General features: G+C 47.0%; 15 protein-coding genes. 3 read left to right on the top strand and 12 right to left on the bottom strand.

The window, feature by feature from the left end; genetic code table 11:
* Window positions 1-33: 33 nt before the first annotated feature.
* The 5 genes from CIK96_RS09570 to CIK96_RS09550 form a co-directional block, all read right to left on the bottom strand.
* A complete protein-coding gene (locus tag CIK96_RS09570) occupies window positions 34-2,592 on the bottom strand; it encodes a carboxypeptidase-like regulatory domain-containing protein (RefSeq protein WP_144007514.1) in 2,559 nt (852 codons plus the stop codon).
* Between the two features lie 27 nt (window positions 2,593-2,619).
* The gene (locus CIK96_RS09565; RefSeq protein WP_094440474.1) at window positions 2,620-2,985 is read right to left on the bottom strand and encodes a hypothetical protein; all 366 of its coding nucleotides are present in this window, start codon (window positions 2,983-2,985) and stop codon (window positions 2,620-2,622) included.
* 4 nt (window positions 2,986-2,989) lie between these two features.
* Window positions 2,990-3,817: a GLPGLI family protein gene (locus tag CIK96_RS09560; protein ID WP_094440473.1), complete on the bottom strand. Its 828-nt coding sequence runs from the start codon at window positions 3,815-3,817 to the stop codon at window positions 2,990-2,992.
* Window positions 3,818-3,874: 57 nt separating this feature from the next.
* The gene (locus CIK96_RS09555) at window positions 3,875-4,057 is read right to left on the bottom strand and encodes a hypothetical protein (protein ID WP_094440472.1); all 183 of its coding nucleotides are present in this window, start codon (window positions 4,055-4,057) and stop codon (window positions 3,875-3,877) included.
* Between the two features lie 328 nt (window positions 4,058-4,385).
* Entirely contained in the window at window positions 4,386-6,014 is a 1,629-nt protein-coding gene (locus CIK96_RS09550; protein WP_094440471.1) for a hypothetical protein, read from the bottom strand.
* A gap of 184 nt (window positions 6,015-6,198) precedes the next feature.
* Between CIK96_RS09550 and CIK96_RS09545 the strand changes: the two genes are divergently transcribed.
* Window positions 6,199-7,191 carry a malate dehydrogenase gene (locus CIK96_RS09545; RefSeq protein ID WP_094391120.1) on the top strand — a complete coding sequence of 331 codons (993 nt, stop codon included), beginning with the start codon at window positions 6,199-6,201 and terminating at the stop codon, window positions 7,189-7,191.
* A gap of 356 nt (window positions 7,192-7,547) precedes the next feature.
* Here the strand turns inward: CIK96_RS09545 and CIK96_RS09540 are convergent, their stop codons facing one another.
* Genes CIK96_RS09540 through gltX form a run of 4 tightly spaced genes read right to left on the bottom strand, consistent with a single transcriptional unit; the run spans window position 7,548 to window position 13,089 of the window.
* The gene (locus CIK96_RS09540) at window positions 7,548-9,788 is read right to left on the bottom strand and encodes a DUF5703 domain-containing protein (RefSeq protein WP_371592614.1); all 2,241 of its coding nucleotides are present in this window, start codon (window positions 9,786-9,788) and stop codon (window positions 7,548-7,550) included.
* The gene (locus CIK96_RS09535; RefSeq protein ID WP_094391119.1) at window positions 9,785-10,321 is read right to left on the bottom strand and encodes a gamma carbonic anhydrase family protein; all 537 of its coding nucleotides are present in this window, start codon (window positions 10,319-10,321) and stop codon (window positions 9,785-9,787) included. Before CIK96_RS09535 ends, CIK96_RS09540 begins: the two co-directional genes overlap by 4 nt.
* 14 nt (window positions 10,322-10,335) lie before the next feature.
* Window positions 10,336-11,553 (bottom strand): 3-deoxy-D-manno-octulosonic acid transferase, encoded by a 1,218-nt coding sequence (locus tag CIK96_RS09530; RefSeq protein ID WP_094434368.1) that lies wholly within the window; start codon window positions 11,551-11,553, stop codon window positions 10,336-10,338.
* A gap of 18 nt (window positions 11,554-11,571) precedes the next feature.
* Window positions 11,572-13,089: a glutamate--tRNA ligase gene (gene gltX / locus CIK96_RS09525; protein ID WP_094440470.1), complete on the bottom strand. Its 1,518-nt coding sequence runs from the start codon at window positions 13,087-13,089 to the stop codon at window positions 11,572-11,574.
* 166 nt (window positions 13,090-13,255) lie between these two features.
* Between gltX and CIK96_RS09520 the strand changes: the two genes are divergently transcribed.
* Both CIK96_RS09520 and CIK96_RS09515 read left to right on the top strand, forming a co-directional pair.
* Window positions 13,256-15,307, top strand: a complete 2,052-nt coding sequence (locus tag CIK96_RS09520) for an HD family phosphohydrolase (RefSeq protein WP_371592611.1) — start codon at window positions 13,256-13,258, stop codon at window positions 15,305-15,307.
* Window positions 15,308-15,498: 191 nt separating this feature from the next.
* Complete coding sequence (locus CIK96_RS09515) at window positions 15,499-17,070, top strand: OmpP1/FadL family transporter (RefSeq protein WP_094440469.1); 1,572 nt, start codon at window positions 15,499-15,501, stop codon at window positions 17,068-17,070.
* A gap of 452 nt (window positions 17,071-17,522) precedes the next feature.
* Here CIK96_RS09515 and priA read toward each other — a convergent pair whose 3' ends face one another.
* From priA to gldN, 3 genes are all read right to left on the bottom strand, one after another.
* Window positions 17,523-19,781, bottom strand: a complete 2,259-nt coding sequence (gene priA / locus CIK96_RS09510; RefSeq protein WP_094440532.1) for a primosomal protein N' — start codon at window positions 19,779-19,781, stop codon at window positions 17,523-17,525.
* A 323-nt stretch (window positions 19,782-20,104) separates the two neighbouring features.
* On the bottom strand, window positions 20,105-20,731 hold the full coding sequence (locus CIK96_RS09500; RefSeq protein WP_094440467.1) for a porin family protein: 627 nt from the start codon (window positions 20,729-20,731) through the stop codon (window positions 20,105-20,107).
* A gap of 100 nt (window positions 20,732-20,831) precedes the next feature.
* Window positions 20,832-21,899 (bottom strand): gliding motility protein GldN, encoded by a 1,068-nt coding sequence (gene gldN / locus CIK96_RS09495; protein ID WP_094391113.1) that lies wholly within the window; start codon window positions 21,897-21,899, stop codon window positions 20,832-20,834.
* Window positions 21,900-21,905 lie beyond the last annotated feature (6 nt).

Here is a 21,905-nt window from a genome sequence, read left to right as displayed (position 1 = left end):
GGGAATAATGGTGTTTCGTCACCATCTGAAATATTAGAAACTGAATTTCAGTCTAAACATGAGTTCTCTCGAACGCAAAGGGTTTATGACGGTAACACGTCGGTTTGCTGACAATCTGAACCATTGGTAGTTAGAACGGTCAAACACATTATTCAATTCCACACCTGCTTCCCACATCATACTTTTGTAGAAGCAGCGCACATCAGCAAAATAATTAGCCGATACCGATCCATCGTTACTATGATAGAATTCGTTGTTCCATTCCAAACGCCAACGTCCAGGCATTACATAAATCTTCAACAGATGAGCAAAAGAATTATGCGTTGAACTCACACCGCCATTCACATCCTGATGTTGCACAGACTGCAACCAATAGGAATCAGCAGTCAACGATAACCAATCACTGGGTTGAAGCGCCAGATGAAAGTTGGTTGTCAACATGGCATTCCTATTGCCTACACATTCTTCATTTAATAGTATGCGCCCCGTATTACAGTTCCAATGACATGATAAAGACATGAACATGCGCGACCACCGCAAGGTCTTTGACAGTCGCGAAAGGATGTTCCATCCGTCCATATCCGTTTCCATAGAGGTGGCCATACTATGGTAACCTGCTTCGTCGATGCTATGACGATAGAGGCGCTGATGGTTCTTATGATTCCATTGCACATGGACAGAAGCAAAATATCCTTTCATCACATCTTTATACTTGATGGCAAACGATATATTACGAGTCACTGGAACCACTATACCATTTGGTCCTTGATGGCGCAAATAATAGGTGGTGTAGTAAGACATGCCCGTAGTATTCCATCCATCAATAGGCAAAACTGTCTGCCGATAGGTTGACGAAAACTGCCAACGCGATGTAGGCTGCCAGATCGCCTGCAAGTTAATATCCAAAATGGATCGATTCAACCGAACACTATCAAGGCGCTGACCAAGCCACACCACTCCCACATTCACATTCAACTTCCATGATTTACGGTTGTAACTGACTGTATTGACAACTTTCACTTGATGCGTTTCAAAGCAGAAGTCGGATGTCAACGCTTGGAAGGTTGATGTTCCTCGCTGTTGTTTAGCCTGATAATCGATGGCATGACCCAGTTGCAGTCCCCACAAACGATACTTTCTGTCGACTGATGCTCCCCAGAACCAACTGTCCGCATCAAGATATTGAAGCGTTCCGTTTGTCACCACCATCCTACTGGGCAGATGATTCGCCGACACATAAGCCGATGCCGAAACCGAGCCATTGCCCTGCAACCGACGGATCAAGTGCAGACGGTCGTTAAGATAATAGCGGCGTGGTTTGGTGCGAACCGTAACCGGTTGATTATTCCACTGGGTATTACCTCTGCTGTTTTCCACATGGAGAAAGCCCTTCATGGTATTGGTCAGATAAATATGGTCACCGTTCAATTGATAGGTGGCGTCAGCAGACAGTTGACTCCTGTTGCGATAAGCAGCCATCTCTTCAACCACCATTTTACCATCATCTACATCTACATAGAATGTTTCGGTATGTTGTCCCCATTTCGTATGATCCGTTTTACCATCTATTTGGATACGGAAGTCCGCATCCGCCGATGGCTTAAGAAGCCAGTTGGTTGCAAATACATGAGTTTCGTTGAATAATGTGCGATGGTCGTCAAGTGGCGGGGTATTGACTTCCACTCCTTGTACCACTTCACGTTCTGTCGGTGCTCCATCATCAAGTATTGCAATGGCATTGATTTCTTTTCCAATATCTTTTCCAGTATTGTTATACTTATACATCGAGACACTCTGCTTCATACGAGCAAAGAGCATCTCCGTCAGTTTCACATCACCAAGCCATTCGTTTCCGGAGTTTGCAGTCGTTCCTGCTGCCACATCAGCCATGCCCTGCCATACATTCTTTGCACTATCTGTCAGTACAAGGTTTAATGCTGCTTGTTCAGAAAAGACCACATCACGCAACATCTTTACAGGTTGATGATGTTCCATCACCTGTACTTTCTTCACATAATCAGCAGGCAGGTTCTCTGATGCTTGTACGTATTTAGCACCCAGCAAATCCATTCCCTCGATATAGAATTTGTTTATTCTCGTTCCTTGATAAGATATTGCTCCGTTTTTATCTACATCAATACCTGGCATCTTACGAAGTACGTCAGCAATGGTTCGGTCTTGTTTCTGTCGAAAACTATTCACCATATAATCGAGTGTATCTCCTGTTTGGCGTATCCTCGACGATTTCACCACCACGTTTTTTATTTCCGTTGTTTGTTCTTTCAGTATGACGGTCTGCCCTTGTCGGAACATTGAGAGCGACAGGGTATCTTTGGCATAGTTCAAACAAGAGAACATGATGTTTTTTGCAGGCTTTCCTTGTGGCACAGAAACCCGAAACAATCCGTCTGCCTGTGTTTTGGTAAAGCACACCGGTCTATTGCTCTCGCCCAAGAGCAATACGGATACTGATTTGATAGGTTGTCCCTGATCATCGGTCACTCGTCCCTCATACCTCTGCGACCATGCCATAAGAGGTAATAACAGTAACACGATTGCCAACCAAACACACCTTATCCAACTCTTACTCATAGTTTTCCATCAAGAAAAGATATATTTCTATAATTGCACATGTCCGTATAATAAAGACCCTTCTATTACTACCTGTATAACAAAAGAACCTCTGATGTCCTCAGGGAGTTCACATTCTACATAACCAAAAGCATATACCTCTTTTAATAAGGACATATTATTATCAACTGAAATTATCGTTAACTTCACAGAACATCTGTCCTCATTAGTTCTTAGATATATCAAATTTCCTTTCTTATATAGTTTAGGAATGAGGAAAACTGTACGGGGACGTCCCCCCTTCAATTCAGTTTCATCATCATAATACAACGGTATTTTTTCCTCTTTATCATCTTGTGCCCACGTTGGAAGTGACGATAATAATATAACTATCAAACAAACAAGTCTTATCATTTTTTTATTTATAATTTTCCATCAAGCAGGGTGTAAATGATTGAGGACGAAAATCTGTATTACTATAGTCTGGCTTAGGCATTCCGTTACGGAAACTCACATAACCACTTTGATCCTTCCAAAACTCCGTAATCTCACGTTGAAACCATTCGGGAGTACACTTACGCATATGGTCACCCCACAAGATTATTGGAGAGCGCTTTTCTTCAATGCCCACACAAGTAAAAAAGAAGTCGCCCTGAGCATCTTCGGCATGGAGTATCAAGCCTGGCAAGCCTTGGAGTTTCCAAGGTCCATCATCTATTGGAATATCCATTGAGTACCATACTGTCCATCTACGGCCTCGCCACTCCCCCACAGCTTTGCTGCAAGAATAGCCACACACTACAGAATCTGCATTCTGCATCTGCCAGTCAATGGCAGGTAGCTCCTGTTCATAGTAATAATTATACTCAAAAATCTCATTAGTGTAAGTCAGTTTCGCTTCTTGTGGATAGTGTTTATATACAGCAAACGGCATCTTCTTGATAAGTCCAGCATGACTTTCACCATATCTTAACAAGGCCTTTGTCATTTCCATACCCGACAGTCCCATTGCATTGATTGAATCCTGAGCATCTACTCTACGTCTATATTGCTTACTAAAAAAAGAAGAATATTGATTGCCAATTTCCAAAACAGCATCAGTTTCAACTTTTTCTTTATCTTCTACCAATATTTTCAACCTTACGTCATAATATACCATCAGCCGTGTAACATCTAATAATTTGCCACACGATGCACCAATGCTATCAAGCAAAAGGATTATCAAAACCAATAATTTCAACTTCATTGTTTAAAATCGATTAATGTGGACGGATTAATTCCGTCCACACAAAAGCAATTGTTATTATTCTAAGTTATCATATCTATAATAAACACTAACAACCTTTCCGTCTTCATATATCTCTATAATTGTACAGCCTGTAACACGTTGTTTAGTTACGACAACCTCTGTTTGTGCTGATGCCACAACAGGGAAGGCTATACCTATACCAAGTAGCAACAGCAACGAAATTAGTTTCTTTTTCATTTTTTGTTTTTATCTGTTTAAGTTTTCAAACTTCCCGTCTAGTTTACAGTCGACAATTAACCGGTTTCTATCCGAGATTGGGATACCCTCGCCTCCATTATGCAACAAAATCAGCTACATTTTGCTTCATCTATGATTGGAATCTGTGCGTACCTGACGCCCACAGATTGACATTACAGTTTTAGTTTTCGTCGGTAAAGGTAGTTTGTTTTTATTTTTTAAGCAAGAAAAAGAAGTACATCTTTTACATGCGTCAACCAGTAACAGAGGCTTTACTGTTTAATTATCAAAGCGTTATCAGATAAAATACATTTATTACATCTTTTACTTATCCAAGTCGCATAATGTTCTTTTTTAGTGTCTTTGCACTTTTTTCTCCAAACAACTTTCGATTCGCATCACTGCGAAGATTAGCCACTCGTTGTTTAGTGACACCCATCAGAACAGACATTTCTGCAGGAGTAAAATGAAGACGAGTCAACACACAAGTCATCTGTTCCTTTTCAGACATCATATGTCTTTTGTCGTATAAAACCTCTGTGAATTGCGGAAGATCCTGTTTAATCACCTTTTCGAGTTCTATCCATTCCATCTGCGAAGGCACAAATGCACGCGATGCATTTTTATGAAACTGACATACTATCGGACTATGCAACAACGCCATTTCATCATTCCATTCTGTCTGTTTCATCTCTGAATCTACATAGCGCACCAATTCCTGACGAAGTTTTTCTAACTCCTGTTTTTTATTCTTTTGGAATTCCTCCAATCCCAATCGCGATTGATTCAGTTCCTCCACTACTTTATTATATTCAGTAGTCAACTGCATATATCTCTCACGAATAGTATTTCTATGTTGTTGCACAATTCTTCTACGGCGTCGGACGAACACACACAGAAGCCCTGTCAAACACACAAACGCAACAACTACTATACCCGTAACAAATCGATAGTGCTTAGTCTTTTTCGTTGCTTTCATTGCCTTATGCTGACTATCTTCATAGTTATAAATAGCAGTAGCCCTTACAATCTCATCGCCAGAATGAATGAGATTAGCAGTATCATTAGTTTGACAATACAACTTTGCATATTTTACAATAGAATCCTCTTGCTTTTGTTGTTGAAAATAGTCCATTAGCCCTTTATACGCATTTACTTTGGCACTGAATGATGCCCATGGACGTAATGCTTTACGATAATACAAGACCGCACTATCCGAATGGCCTGTATATTGGTAATACTTTCCTCGATATACATAATAGAGTTCTTTTCCTCTTTCGACATTCCCTTTCTGATCAAAGAAACCAGAATGCTTTTCATATTCATTCAGTATGCGTATGACCTCTGGATAATTCCGCCGTTGCAATTCAAAAGCAGCCACATCAATTTCCATTGCCGCAGCAATTGATTCATGCCCCATAGCTCGCAACATGGCAGATGCTCTTCTACTATAGTACAATGCAGAGTCAGGTTGGTTCAGCATATTAAACACTGGAGCAAGATAAGAATAAAACATCCATGCAGACAATGAATCTTTAGCGCGCCAAGCATAATCAACTGCCTTTTTCTCTGCATCAAGTTCCATCTGAGGTACACGTTGTTGATGATACACCTCCGCTATCTGTCCATAGACCCGACTCAACCTTTTAAAATCACATTCAGCAGACATGGTGTCAGCATACTCCATCGCTTGTCGGAAACAGACAAGCGCTTTAGGCATATCGCCTTTATCATAAGCCGAACGACCCATTAAATAATGTGCTGCCATTTTTTCATTAGAAGTCCCCCATTTATCAAACCACATAACCATATTCTGTAACGATGTCACAGTATCCAGTTTTGCACCAGTTTGATTAAGCGAATCTATCCGTTGCAGTTCGCTACGCATCTGCTTTCCGTGGCAAGAATATAATATTAATACACCTATTATATATATGAGCGTTTTAGGGTTCATCATTAGTATTTCAGTTATTCATAGGCAAAGATACAAAATAACAGGCTCATTATGCCACATGGAGTTTACAAACGTATGATATTTTAATTTTTATAACATTAAATTGCAATTAAAGTGTTTCATATAATAAGTTTTTTTGCTAACTTTGCATCGAAAGAAGAACAAACATCATTAATAAAAAACAACTATGGAATATTTATCAAATGACAAGCTTTTGATCGTCGGTGCCGGCGGTATGATTGGTTCAAACATGGTACAGAGCGCTTTGATGCTCGGTCTGACTCCTAACATCTGTCTGTACGATATCTATGAGCCAGGTGTTCATGGTGTATTCGACGAAATTCAGCAGTGCGCTTTCGCAGGTGCTAACGTTACTTACACTGTTAATCCCGAAGAGGCTTTCACAGGTGCTAAATACATCATCTCTTCTGGTGGTGCTCCCCGTAAAGACGGTATGACTCGCGAGGATCTGCTGAAAGGTAACTGCCAGATCGCTGCTGAGTTTGGTGACAACATCAAGAAGTACTGCCCCGAAGTGGAGCACGTTGTTGTTATCTTCAACCCCGCTGACGTAACAGCTCTTACTGCTCTTATCCACTCAGGTCTGAAACCCAACCAGCTGACTTCACTTGCTGCTCTTGACTCAACCCGTCTGCAGCAGGCTCTCGCACTGGAGTTCGGTGTTCAGCAGGATAAGGTTACCGGTGCTCACACCTATGGTGGTCACGGTGAGCAGATGGCAGTATTCGCTTCTCAGGTTAAGGTTGACGGCAAACCTCTCTCAGAGATGGGTCTCTCAGCTGAGCGTTGGGAAGAGATCAAGCACCACACCGTACAGGGTGGTTCAAACATCATCAAGCTCCGTGGTCGTAGCTCATTCCAGAGCCCTGCCTACAATGCAGTGAAGATGATTGAGGCTGCTATGGGTGGTGAGAAGTTCACTCTGCCTGCTGGTTGCTATGTAAACTGCGACAAGTGTGGTTTCAAGAACGTGATGATGGCTATGCCTTCTACCATCGACAAGACTGGTGTTCACTTTGTTGAGCCTGCTGGTACAGAAGAGGAGATGGCTTCACTCGCCAAGTCTTACGAGCACCTTTGCAAGATGCGCGACGAGATCGTAGAATTGGGCATCGTTCCTCCCGTTGCTGAATGGAAGGAAATGAACCCCAACCTCTAATTCATAACTTACACGAACTATTGTTCAAAGGTCCTGACCATGCCGTCAGGACCTTTTCTTTGTTATATAGGAAATGTTGCTTATCAACGGAACACACCATAGTTTCTAAGCTCCATAAACCATGAAGCATAGTGGTTAAATCAAGAAAAGTATTTGTTCACATTATATATATGTATCGCGCACGCGCACGCGACACACGAAATATTCGACCATCGACCACCCTGTTTTTCTATCTTATTGACCTACAATCAATCACAAAAAATACAGTACAGATTTACGACCACCATTCGACCACCGATCGACCACCATTCGACCACACGACAACAAACTGGTGTCTGCATGAATCCTTGCAACGGCTACTGCAATACATTCACCACATCTTTCTGTCTTTCGACAGGTGTCACTTTGACCGAAACCACCTTTCCACCTTTCATTTCAGCCTCAACAATGGTGCCATGAGCAGCATGTAGTCGGAAGTGAACATCCCACTCTTCAGGCCATGCCGGGAAGATATAGAGTTTATCACCAACTTCCTGCAACAGCATTTCCTGCATGCCAATCATGCCCGAACCGCCCCAGTTGTGGTCAGGAGTCCAATCATAGCCAGGTCCCCAAAATGCCGGAAAGCGATGCGGACCGTCGGCAAGTTTCTTTTCCAATAGTCCTTTTGCCTCATCTCTCATGCCGAGACATGCTGCCCATATCACATCCTGTTTCCAACCGATGTGCGTTCGGAACTTCAGCGCCAATGAATCTTCCTGATAGGTGCGTTTCGCCACGTCGATATCAGGGCGTCCTACGCCATAGATGCGCCATGGAAATACCGGATAGAGTTGTGGTGTTTCCACATTCTGCACCCTTTCATAATGTACGGCAGGAGCAATTTTTCCATCGCGAACCGTAATCTCCGGCAATCGCTGATAGAAGTCAGCGAGCAGCGAGTCGCCACCCAGATAGTCAATGAGTGCTGTGGTCACGGTGCGCAAAGCCGCAATAGTAGAAGTAGAATTATAGGCACCCTTGATAGTCTCACATCCACTTCCGGGATAGAGCACCAGTTTTCCATTTCCATCGAGCGTCTTTGCACTGCGTTTGCGTGCCAGATACTGATAGTGTTCATCGAAGAAGCGGAGACATGATCGTATCATCGGCACATAGTCGGAGATATCCATACCCGAATAGCGATGCGCCTCCAGCGCCATCATGCAAAACTCCAAGCAGGTGTCCCATTCGTATTCCAACCACGCATTGCGCTCCATGCCAGGGTCAAAGTCATCGGGACGCTTCGTGCCATACTCTGGCAAACAAGGCAAACCATAGTTTTCCACCTGTTCTGTGAGACACGCACCGCCATGGTTCCAATACACCTTCGACCGCAATTCTGCATTGCGATAGATGCGAAGATAGAAGTCGAGTTGTGGTTTAAGCACATCATAATCGCCGTTTTTCAGCATCGGCCAATACACCAACCGTTGGTTTTGTGCCGTATGCACACCACCGCCCCAGTTGCGGTAGTCGGGTGTGATGCGATATTCGGGAGCCTTTTCCACATATTCCGGATCGAAAGTAAAGAGTCCGCCGTTGAATTTTGTAGGCCATTCGCCACGACTGTTGCACCCTAACATATAGCGGAACAAGGTATAGTTGCGCACGGCGGGAACGTTGCCCTCTACGAAACTGCGTTGCCAGAACTGCCGCCACCACTGCCGAGCGACTTTCTTGTCACGTTTCTGATTGACGGTTTTCGTGGTTTGTGCCAGTTGTTGCATCCATTGCGCCATGGTTCCCTGACACGTAGCCATAGCAATCATAACCGCTTGGCGCGATGCTTTTCTGGTCGAGCGATAGGTCCATCGCTCATAGTCGGTACTGGCATATTGCCCTGTAGAATGACTGTCAAACACAAAGCCGTCGCCTGTCAGTTGTCCACCGAAGGTCAGTTTCGCCAAAGGATTATACATCTGTTGTTTCACCGTCTCCATTTTCTGCTGCTTCACCGTAGCATCGAAGATGGTCACATCACTGTTATGATGGAAGAATATCAGCTTGTCCGCAGCCTTCAGAATACTGTCGCGCCTTGTGACAAGCGTTTTAGGAGCAGCAAATTTATAGGAAGTTTGGAAACGACCACGCTTGCCAAGCAGCCTGTCATGGGTTCTCCACGACTCATACGATACCTCTGCCTGACAGTTGCCCTGCTTGTCGGTCATCTCCACATGTACCACGGGTTTCTCCACATCCGCCCATATCAATACGGTCTGACTACCGTCGGTCACTTCACAATAGCCTTCCTGCAACACCAACCGCTGGCGGAAGGCAGTAGTATTGAATGGTCGCGAGAGATGAATGCGGAAGCGTCCGAGCTTCAGCAAACTATTGTTTTCATCGAAACAGCCGCTGCGCGAGAGGTAGAAGAGCACATCACCCTGTTCCACCCAGACGTTCATGCCCACATCACCTCCGCCACACGGCATCGACTGCGAGGCATTGCTGCTTGGCGAAGTCCATTCGTAGGGAGCGGGCTGGGCTTGTACTTTCGCCATGACAACCATCATGGCAAATACCGTCAGCAGCGTCTTTCCGATGTTCATGATCATTCTGTTTGTTTGCCGAAATGGCAATCTGGATTTTCCTCCTTATACCATTTGGAGTATTCCACATAGTGCTTGGCATTATCAGTCTGTCCCGGACGCGTAGGTTTAAGATATTTGGCAGGCACTCCACCCCATATCTCGTGAGGTCCTATCTTCGTGTTTTGGAGCACCAATGCACCGGCAGCCACGATAGCTCCCTCGCCCACTTCACATCCGTCGAGCAGTGTTGATCCCATGCCAATGAGTGCTCCGTCGTGGATGGTGCAGGCATGAACGGTGACGTTATGACCGATGGTTACATCGCTGCCAATCACTGTCGGACCCGTATCGTGGGTCACATGAATACAGGAACCATCTTGCACATTGGTGCGGTCGCCGATGGTAATAGGAGCCACATCGCCCCTTACCACCGCATTAAACCATATAGAACACTCGTCGCCCATGGTCACTTCGCCCACGATGGTGGCATTTTCACTAAAATAGCAGTCGCGTCCCCATTTGGGTGCGAGTCCTTTTATCGTCTTGATTAAAGCCATAAGATAGTCAATGATTAGAGTCCTACACTGTGCAGCACCTTGTCTGTGGCGCCAGCCTTACCTTTCACATAGTCACCAGCCTTCTTTCCGTCAGCCTCCACCTGCTGTGGGTTGGCATCAAAGCGATCCATGATACGCTGGAAATCGGCAGCACCGTTGATTTCCAGTCCACCGCCGCACGCCTTGAGCTGCTGTGCTTCCTGGAATCGCTGGTTGTTGGGTCCGAAGATCACGGGCACTCCCCATACCGCAGCCTCAGGCAGGTTATGGATGCCCACACCGAATCCTCCACCCACATACGCCACTTCACCGTAGTGATAGATGCTGCTGAGCAAACCGAAACAGTCGATGATAAGCACCTGTGCATCGCGCACCTCTTCAGCCGAAGCCTGTGTGTAGCGCACCGCCTTACCTTCTATTTTCGATAGAATCTGTTGCAGATGATCCTCCCCGATGACGTGTGGAGCGATGATGAGTTTCCAGTCTTTATGTGCATTAAACCATGGGATGAAGATATCTTCATCGGGTTGCCAGCTCGAACCAGCCACAAATGTGCGGTGTCCGTCAGTAAATGCTTCCACCACAGGCAACTGCTTGGCAGCCTCTTTGATTTGCAGCACGCGGTCAAAGCGGGTATCGCCAACCACGGTCACCTCGTTGATGCCAATCTTTGCCAACAGTTGTCGGCTGATCTCGTTCTGCACGAAGAAGTGGGTAAAGCAGTGCAGTACGCGTCCGTAGCTACGTCCATACCACTTGAAGAACACCTGTTCCGGTCTGAAGATGCTCGACACACTATATACCGGCACCTTTCTGTATTTGAGGATGTGCAGGTAGTTGTACCAAAACTCATACTTGATGAAGAATGCCATGACCGGACGTATGGTACGCAGGAAACGGCGTGCATTCATGATCGTGTCAAGGGGCAGATAGGTAATGATATCTGCGCCTTCATAGTTTTTGCGCACCTCATAGCCCGAAGGCGAGAAGAACGTCAGCAGAATCTTATATTCCGGATGTTCACGCTTCAGCTGTTCCATGAGCGGACGCCCCTGTTCAAACTCACCCAGCGACGCAGCATGAAACCATACATACTGCGCGTTAGGATCCATTTTCTCCTTGATGATGCCAATGGCCCGACGTTCTCCACGCCACATATTCCTCACCTTTTTACTGAAAAGCGAGGCAATGACCACACCAATGAGATAGATATAAATGACGATATTATACATAAATAGCGCGCCAAGTGATTAGCCCAACACTTCAATTGCCTTTTTCATACGGGCAATGGTCTCTTCCTTGCCGAGGAATGCCGATATGTCGAACATACCAGGACCCTTGCCTTCGCCGACGAGAGTGAGTCGCCAGGCATTCATGATATTGCCGAGTTTATATTCTTTTTGCTCTATCCACTCGTGTACAATCTTTTCCTGATTCTCCAATGAGAAGTCGTCGATACCCTCCAGCACATCAATCAGTTCGGTAAGCTGCTGTGCCGAATCGGCTTTCCAACGTTTCTTAGCTGTTTTCTCATCGTAGGCTGTGGGTGCTTCGAAGAAGAACGAGCAGAGGGGCCACAGTTCCTTAACAAACGAGACGCGGTCTTTCATCATCGTCACCACCTGCAGAATGCGCTCCGATGAATCGCTGACCCCATGTTCACGACAGATGGGTTCGAAGAGTGAGGCAATTTCCTCGTTGCTCTTCTTAAGGATATATTCGTGGTTGAACCATATTCCTTTCTCGTAAGCAAAGCGTGCGCCAGCCTTCGAACACTTAGTGATATCAAACAGCTTGACGAGTTCGTCGAGTGTGAACATCTCCTGTTCGGTACCGGGATTCCATCCCAACAGTGCCAAGAAATTGATAACAGCCTCTGGAAAATAGCCACTCTCGCGGTATCCCGATGATACTTCGCCAGTCTTAGGATCATGCCATTCGAGGGGGAACACAGGGAAACCGAGGCGGTCGCCATCGCGCTTAGAGAGCTTACCCTTACCGTCTGGTTTGAGCAACAACGGCAGATGGGCAAAACGTGGCATAGTATCTTCCCATCCAAAGGCGCGATAGAGCATGACGTGGAGCGGTGCACTGGGCAACCATTCCTCACCACGAATCACGTGAGAGATTTCCATCAGATGGTCATCCACTATGTTGGCGAGGTGATAAGTGGGCAGTTCGTCGGCACTCTTATAGAGCACTTTATCATCTACGATATCGCTCTTGACGTGTACTTCGCCACGAATCATATCGTTGACCAATATCTCCTGACCGGGTTCCACCTTGAAACGCACAACATACTGCTTGCCTTCAGCAATCAGTGCCTGCACTTCTTCGGCAGGCATGGTCAGCGAGTTGCGCATCTGCTGACGGGTGTGGCAATCGTACTGGAAGTTTTGTATCTCTGCGCGCTTGGCTTCCAACTCCTGTGGAGTATCGAAGGCAATATAGGCACTGCCTCCATCGAGCAGTTGCTTCACATATTTCTTGTAGATATCGCGACGCTCGCTCTGACGGTAAGGTCCCTTATCGCCACCGAAGGAAACACCCTCGTCAAACTGGATACCCAGCCACTTAAACGATTCTATGATATACTCTTCGGCACCAGGCACGAAGCGGTTGGAATCGGTATCCTCTATACGAAACACCAATTGTCCGCCATGCTGACGGGCAAAAAGATAATTATACAATGCAGTTCGCACACCTCCGATATGAAGCGCGCCAGTAGGACTCGGAGCAAAACGCACCCTTACTTTTCTTTCTGTCATCTTACAAATAATCTTAGAAACGGATTAATACTTTGCAAAAGTACACATTTTTTTTCATATATTCATGTTTTTTTGCTTGAAAACCACATACTTTCCGTTTTTTATCGTAACTTTGCCAAAAAGTCGGAAGACAGCTTCATTATCAATAACGAAAATTATTCTGCCCGTGAAAGAAAATAACTATTGGCGCAGCTTAATGATTTGCGCAGCACTCATCACCGTTTCCGTGCTGTTGATCGTGTGGGCCATTCCCCGCGACAGCCGCAACTATTTCTTTGCCGAACAGGGCAAACCATGGAAATATGCCGACTTCACCGCCCCCTTCGATTTCCCCGTTTATAAGTCGGAAGCCGCCATCAATGCCGAGAAAGACAGCTTGATGAAGGACTATGAGCCCTACTACAAATACGACAAGGAGACGGAGAGTCGCATGATACGCAAGTTCCGCACCGATTTTGCCGACGGTATTCCAGGCCTTGGTCCTGAGTATGTCAACATGATAGTGAAGTGCCTTCACGAGCTATACCAGCAGGGCATCATGCCTTCAGCCGATTATTCAGAACTGCGCGCAGATACTGCCGCCATGATTCGCGTGGTAAGCGGCAAGGTGGCAGGAAGTATTCCTGTGGCAAGCGTCTATTCCACCAAGACCGCCTATGAGCAGCTTTTCCGCGAAGAACCCCTTGCCCTGCAGCGCCCCATCCTACAGAAATGCGACCTCAACGACTATATCACCAACAATCTTTACTTTGACCGCGAGCGCAGCGAAGCAAGCAAGAGCGACATTCTCTCCAGCATTGCACTGGCAAGCGGTGTGGTGCAGAAGGGACAGAAGGTGATTGGCCGAGGCGAAATCGTGACCGACAAGACCTACCGCATCATTGAATCGTATATGAAAGAAAACGAGCGGTTGCAGCAAGACAGCACGCAAAACCAGTTGGTACTGCTCGGACAGATCATGTATGTGGCTATCTTCATGATCACCTTTACGGTCTATATCTTTCTTTTCCGGCGCGACTATCTGGAGAAACCGCGTAGCATAGCCATGCTCTACGTATTGACGGTGGTGTTCTGTCTGCTCACAGCAATCTTTGTACGCAACACGTTCATCCACGTCTATCTGTTGCCGTATGCCATGGTGCCCATCTTTATCCGTGTGTTCCTCGACTCGCGAACGGCATTTATGGCACACATAACCATGGTACTCATCTGTGCCATCATGCTCGCCCACCCCTTCGAATTTATCGTGGTAGAGTCGGTTGCCGGTCTTACTGCCATCTGTTCGCTTCGCGAAATGACACAGCGTTCCCAGCTTTTCAAGACAGCCATCATTGCCACCGCTGCCGCCATGATTACCAATCTGGCATTCGACTGGATGCGCAACAGTTCGCTGACACAGATAGACTATAGTTCGTACAACTATCTGATGGTAAACGGTGTGACCCTGCTCTTCGCTTATCCGCTACTCTATCTGGTAGAGAAACTCTTCGGATTCACCAGCGACATCACCCTGATCGAACTCTCCAATAGCAACAACGACCTCTTGCGCCGCATGAGTGAGATAGCTCCCGGCACCTTCAACCACTCTATCCAAGTGGCAAACCTTGCTGGAGAGATTGCCAACAAGATAGGCGCCAACGCCACACTCGTGCGCACGGGCGCGCTATATCATGACATAGGTAAGTTGTCGAACCCTATCTATTTTACCGAAAACCAGACGGGTGTGGATCCCCACGACATGATCGACGACATCAAGAGCGCACAGATTATCATCAGCCACGTAACCGAAGGACAGAAAATGGCAGACCGCTACAACCTGCCTAAACCCATTCGCGACTTCATATCGACCCACCACGGACAGGGAAAAGCCAAGTTCTTCTACATCAGATACAAGAACGAACACCCCAACGAGGATGTTGACGACCTGCTCTTCACCTATCCCGGTCCCAATCCCTTCACTCGCGAACAAGCCATATTGATGATGGCTGACTCGGTAGAGGCGGCTTCACGGTCGCTCTCCGACTATACCGAACAAAACATTCGCGACTTGGTGAACCGCATTATCGACTCGCAAATGAGCGAAGGATACTTCCGCGAATGTCCTATCACCTTCAGAGATATACAGTATGCTAAAACCATACTCATCGAAAAGCTAAAGACGGTATATCATACCCGTATCAACTATCCTACGGAAAAGAAAGAGGCGAAAAAGGAATAAACGCACCCGAAATATTGCACACCAAAGGGCGTGTTTGTGCAAGAAAATACTGCACAAACGCGCCTTTTTGTGCATGTTTAGTACAAATTTTAGTTAACAAACCTTAATATCCTTGTGACATTTACGGAAAATCAGAACAATACAACTACCTTTGCAGCCAATTTTAAGATAATTTTGTTTAATTCAAAGGAATGAAAAAGAGTTTTATTACCTATGTTGTTTTCATGATGACAACTATTTGTGCGTATGCTGGAGGTCTGCTGACCAATACCAACCAGCACGCTGCCTATAACCGAATGATGAGCCGTGAGGCATCCATCGGTATCGACGGAGTATATTACAATCCTGCCGGCGTGGCATTCATGGCCGACGGACACCACCTCGCCATCAACTGGCAGTTGGCTTATCAGACCCGTCACATTGAGAACGATTATATGCTTTTCACTAATAATGTGAACAATGCCATTACCCCACGCACTTTCAAAGGTAAGGCTTTAGCTCCAGTCATCCCATCATTTCAGTATGCTTACAACAAGAACCGTTGGTCGTTGCAAGCCAACTTTGCACTGACTGGTGGCGGCGGTAAATGTACTTTCGACAACGGACTGGGTTCGTTTGAGAAGATTGTAGCCGAGACAGCCATGGGTGCTTGCCAGTTGGCAGGCGGTATCGACCAGGTGGGTGCTGCTGTAGGACAAGCCATGGGTCTGCCCATTCCAAGCCGTTTTTTCAGTTCTGACGCTGCTTTCGGAACCGATGGCAAATACAGCTACGACAGCTATATGCACGGTCGCCAGTATTACTTCGGTCTCTCTGTAGGTGCTGCATACCGTGTAAGCGACAACTTCAGCGCCTTTGCCGGTGTGCGCGGCGTATATGCCACCTGTAACTATTATGGCTATGTGCGCGACATCAAGGTTGGCGCAATGCCACTCTACCAGGTGCTCGACCCTTCAAAGCCCAACGCAGCCAATATCGAACTGAGCTGTGACCAGAGCGGACTGGGCTTCACCCCTATCCTTGCTGTGGATTACAAAACCGGCAAGTGGAACTTCGCTGCAAAGTATGAGTTCAAGACTCGTATGCGCTTGAAGAACAAGGCTGTCAACTATGCCCCAAGTATCGGTAACTTGGCAGACAATCTGAGAACTGCTTATATCCAGGCTGGTGTTCCCGAAGCTGCTGCTGACGCTATCCTTGGCAACGAACACGTTACCGCTGCCATGGGTCAGCTTAAATCACAGTTCGACCAGAAACTGGATGCAGCCATCGGAGAATATGAGGATGGCAAGAAAATTGCCGGTGATATTCCTGCCTATCTGACTATCGGTGCTGGCTACAAACCCATCGATGCACTCCGCATCAACGTAGGTTTCCACTGGTTTGACGATAAACACGCCACTTCATACAACGACCGTCAGAAACTGTTGAAGCGCGGAACACTCGAATGGAATGCCGGTGCAGAATATGATGTATGCAAGAAACTCACCGTAAGTGCTGGATGGCAGAACACCAACTACGGCATTTCCGACGAGTATATGGAGGACCGTTCATTCGTAGTTAGTTCCAACTCAGTAGGTGGCGGTGCTGTGGTCCACCTCACCGACAAGATGCATCTCAACGTGGCTTACTTCCACACCTTCTATCAGCATAAGAAGGTGGAGGAGAAAGTGCAGCTCACCGCTGACAAGAGCCTCAGCTACAGCAGCGATTTCACCCGCAACAACAATGTGTTTGCGCTAGGTCTCGACATCGATTTCTAATACCATTCATAACAAGCAAGTCGTTCGCGACTGTCATACTTACGCAACAAAGCCGCGGAGAATCTTCTCCACGGCTTTGTTTTTTTCGTTACATCACATCCCTACCCAACATACTTCCCTCAGCAAATCAATTTGTTTTCCTCAGCAATTCAATTTGTTTTCCTCAGCAATTCAATTTGTTTTCCTCAGCAATTCAATTGAAATTGGTCAGCAAATTCAATGAAATTGCTGAGCAAACTCAATGAATTTGGTCTGCAAACTCAATGAATTTGCAGAGCTATGTTAGTTACACAGGCTTCAAACAGCTTATTATCAGGGAATTACTGTAACATCGAAAGCATTGCAAAATGAATGGTTTTTGCGTGGCATAAACCAAATTTGAGGACGGCATTGCCATAGGTTTCTGACGGTTGAAATCATGGTTTGGAAAGTGCAACAACGATCTTTACATCCTATTGCGGATCGACATCGTAGTAGATGACAAGCGATGAATAGCGCTTGTCGCCCATCATTTGCTGTTGCACCTGCAACAAACATTGGCGCACACGAGGCAGATCAATACCCAGTTCGAGTTTCAAAACGAGTTTGCGGATATTCTGCGACTTCACTTTTGCCACTGCGGGTTTATCGGGACCAAGCACTCTGGCGCCAAACAACTGACGCAACCGCGACCCCATCTCTATAGCGGCAGTCTCTACCGTGGCATCGTAGCGATGCTTCAGAAATACATAGACCAGATGAGTGAACGGCGGATAGCGGAAGAGCTGGCGCTCTTCCACAAGGTCATGGTAGAGCGCTGTGTAGTTGTGTGCCACCACTTGTCCGATGACAGGCACTTCGGTATTCTTCGTTTGTAGTATGACCAGCCCCTGATGACCTTTTCTGCCTGCACGTCCTGCCACTTGCGACATCATCATAAAGGCTTGTTCGTAAGCACGGAAATCGGGATAGTTGAGCATGGAATCGGCATTTAATATGCCCACCACGCTCACCTTGTCGAAGTCGAGTCCCTTGGTCACCATCTGCGTACCGATAAGGATGTTGGTGCGCCCGGCACCGAAATCGCTGATGATACGCTCGTAGGCATTGCGCGTTCGGGTGGTATCAAGATCCATGCGTGCAATGCGTGCTTCGGGGAAAAGGTCGCGTATCTGCTCTTCTATCTTCTCGGTTCCGAAACCACGCGAACGCAGATCTTTCGACTCGCAACACGGACATCTATCAGGTATCTGATACGTATAGCCACAATAGTGACAGGTCAGCTGGTTGGTTTGGCGGTGCAACGTGAGCGAAACATCACAATGCTGACACCTCGGCACCCATCCGCACTGATGACACTCCACCATCGGCGCGAAGCCACGGCGATTTTGAAAGAGTATGACCTGCTCTCCTTGTTGCAGCGCTTCACGCATGCTGGTGAGCAAAAGTGGCGAGAACGGCCCTTTCATCTCCTTGCGATGTTGCAGCCGTGCTACATCGACCACTTCGATACGCGGCAGTTGCATGCCCTGAAAACGTTGAGTCAGCGAAACAAGCCCATACTTGCCGGTCTGCGTATTGTAGTAGGTTTCCATGGATGGAGTGGCGGTGCCCAACACGGTTTTGGCACCGGTCATGTGTGCCAAGACGATGGCTGCCGATCGCGCATGGTATCGGGGAGCAGGGTCTTGCTGCTTGTAAGAGTTTTCATGTTCCTCATCGACAATGACCAAACCCAGTTTCTGAAAAGGTAAGAGCACTGCCGAGCGGGCACCGAGAATGATGTCGTAGGGATGTGATGAGAGTTGCTTCTGCCAGATTTCCACGCGTTCAGCATCCGAATATTTGGAGTGGTAGATGCCCAGGCGGTCACCAAACACGCGTTGCAGGCGTTGCATCATCTGCACCGTCAATGCTATTTCAGGCAAGAGGTATAACACCTGTTGCTTGTGTTCGAGGGCTCGGCGGATGAGGTGAATATAGATTTCGGTCTTGCCACTACCTGTCACACCATGTAGCAACGTGACGGGATGGCCCATCATCTGCATCAAAAGACTGTTGTAGGCAGTGGTCTGCGCTTCGGATAGCGGCGGGATGAGTTCGGGATGATAGTCACCGCCATGGTTTAAGCGCCCCACTTCCACCTCGTAGGTCTCAAGCATGCCTCGTTTTTCCAACTGGCTGATGATGGCTGAAGTGGCATGACTGCTGTTCATAAGTTCTTCGCGCGTCACCTCGGCAATAGGCGTTGACTGGGCTACCTCATCCCAATGGGAGAGAAATAGATAGGTATTGAAGGCCTCCAACTGCTTCTGTGCACGCGTCAGCATATTGATGGCCACATGGATAGAAGCCTCGTTGCGGTAGGCTGGCGTAAGTCTAATATAGGTTTCGGTCTTGGGTTTATAGCCTTCCTCGGCTTTCAAGCCGGCAGGCATGGCTACCTTATACACATCGCCGATGGGCGACAGATAGTAATCGGCTATCCAGTGCCACAGCTTCAACTGCGACGGATTGACGATGGGGATAGGATCCATCACCTGAAGCAACGGTTTCACCTCGTAGTGTTCGGGCTTGTCGTGATGTAAACGATCGACTATGCCCACATATTTCTTATTGCGACCGAACGAAACGAGCACACGCATTCCCTCGCCTACACACATGCCTTCGGGCACGGAGTAGGTGAATGTGGCGTGCAAAGGCACGGGCAGAATGATATCAGCATAGGTCATCATCTCTGCAAAGGTAGTGCAAACCGAGCGAAATGCAAAAGGAAAACGAGTTTTTCTTTTCATTCCCGAGGTGCAGCCTACCTAAGACCTTGGGTCAAAGATAATGAAAAAAACGCAAACGCATATACTCCCCGACCGGAAATGATAGATAGAAAAGAGAAAAATGTTGGAGGCAGAGCAAGCGAGTGGTTGTTTCGGACAGTTCTTCCACGATGTCGGCTGACCACAAGGGATAGTCTCGTAGGGTGGTTCATGGATGTGGTGAGAAACAAAAAAGGCGATCTCGAAAGACCGCCCGAACTATTTTGGTTGTTGCAGTTTGCTTAGAAGAAGTATGCCAGCGATACCTGCCAAGCATTGGCTTTGGCTTTGACAGTCTTCTTGTCGATATTGTCGATGGCATCACCAACAGAATCAAAATCACCGGTTTTACCGATGGCAAAGTTATAGTTGACTGAGGCTTGCAGGTGTTTCAACAGGGTAACACCTACTCCGACATTACCACTGAGGTTGCTGTCCTTAAAGCGCCAGTTGTTGACGTTATCAAGTCTTTCATCGAATGAATCGTTCTTTCCACCGATGTTGAAACCAAACTGAGGTCCGGCATAAGCGAAGATATTGGCAATATCACCAAGTCCAACGCCATAACGCAGGTTGACAGGAATCTGGATTGACTGCTGTTTCAGGGTTGTACCCGTTGCTTTCAACTTAGCTTCACGCTGGTCGTAGAGCACAGATCCATCAACGCCGAGACCTACAACCGGCAGGGTTACCTTGGCAGTAACACCGGCAAAGAAGCCAGTCTTGTTTTCTGCGGCAAGAACTTTATTGTCGTTAATCGAAAAATTGGTAAGGTTGAGACCTGCTTTCACACCGAAATCAACCTGTGCCTGTGCAGGCATTGCCCATGCCATGCAGGCGAGAGCAATCAAGGTAAACAACTTTTTCATATCTACTTTAATTTGTGAATTGCGCAACAAAGATACGCATTATATCTGAGAAAGACAACATTTTTGTCGGTTTTTCATCATTTTTGCTGCATCATGTGGGTCAATGACGCTGGCGACGTACCGTCACACGGGGTTGGCGCGAACCTGCCGACGAGGAGGAACTGCGGGGTGCTGCCTTGCTTTTCACCGTGCGCACGCGGCGACTTCTTACGGTTTTTGACTTCTTGCTTTTTACTGTTTCACCCTGTTCCAATGCCTTCTTGTTGGCTGCTTCTATAGAGTCGCGCTGTGGCGTATGACCAAACACGCGGCGTTCGAAGGCTGCCAATTCCTCGTCTATCTGTTTCGCCTGACGCAAAGCTGCCTGCTGTTGCTGGTCGGCATCGGCTGTGTCGCCAAACTGCGGCATGCGTTTTCCCTGTCGCTGACCGGTCTTATAGATGGGTCCCTGATAGCAATGGAGGGTGAAATAGTCTTCGAGCGTCATGGTGGCAGCATCGTTCACCGACGATGCTGTTACCGTCTGGCGGTTGAGGAAGGGTTCCAAATCGGCATAACGCACCCAGAACAAAGGACGCTTGGATGGCATTCCGCCAAACTCGTCGTCGAGCACAATGACAGGACAGAGGGCGATGACCTTGCGACGAAACTGTGCATTGGTCTGGTCGTAGTAGGCACTTTCCTTCAGATAGTAGAGTTTGACATCGGCAGAAGGAATGTCGCTATTATCCACATGCAAGCGATTGTTTTTCTTTTCATAATAGATCTGTTGGTCGTCGAGCACGGTTTTGATAGCCACACGCGAGGAGTCGCTGAACGATTCCTGCCCATCTAATCGGTATTCGTAAATGGGAATATAACCGTTGAGTGCCAATTTGAAGATATAGGTAAAGAGGTTCAACTGGCGGTCGATGGGTTCCACGGGGTAATACAGACCGGAGTTGGCATCGGTGTCGAGGTGGATTTCGCGATAAAGGTCACGACGCCACACCACATCTTCAGGCATATCGAGCGATGTGGGATACATCAGACGGGCGCGTTGACTGATGCCTTGTTGCTGCGGAGTGGCTGTGGTTTGCTGGCGACGCGCCTTGGGTTGTGCCACTGAAGTGGTGGCGGTAATCGTCAACACCGTGGCGAGAGCGGTTATCAGGAGGATTCTCTTCATAGTCGT

This window comes from Prevotella sp. P4-98 (assembly GCF_002251405.1).
In the GTDB taxonomy this organism is placed as follows: Bacteria; Bacteroidota; Bacteroidia; order Bacteroidales; family Bacteroidaceae; genus Prevotella.
Note: the sequence above shows the minus strand (reverse complement) of the source record. Positions and strands in the feature narration are given on the sequence as shown.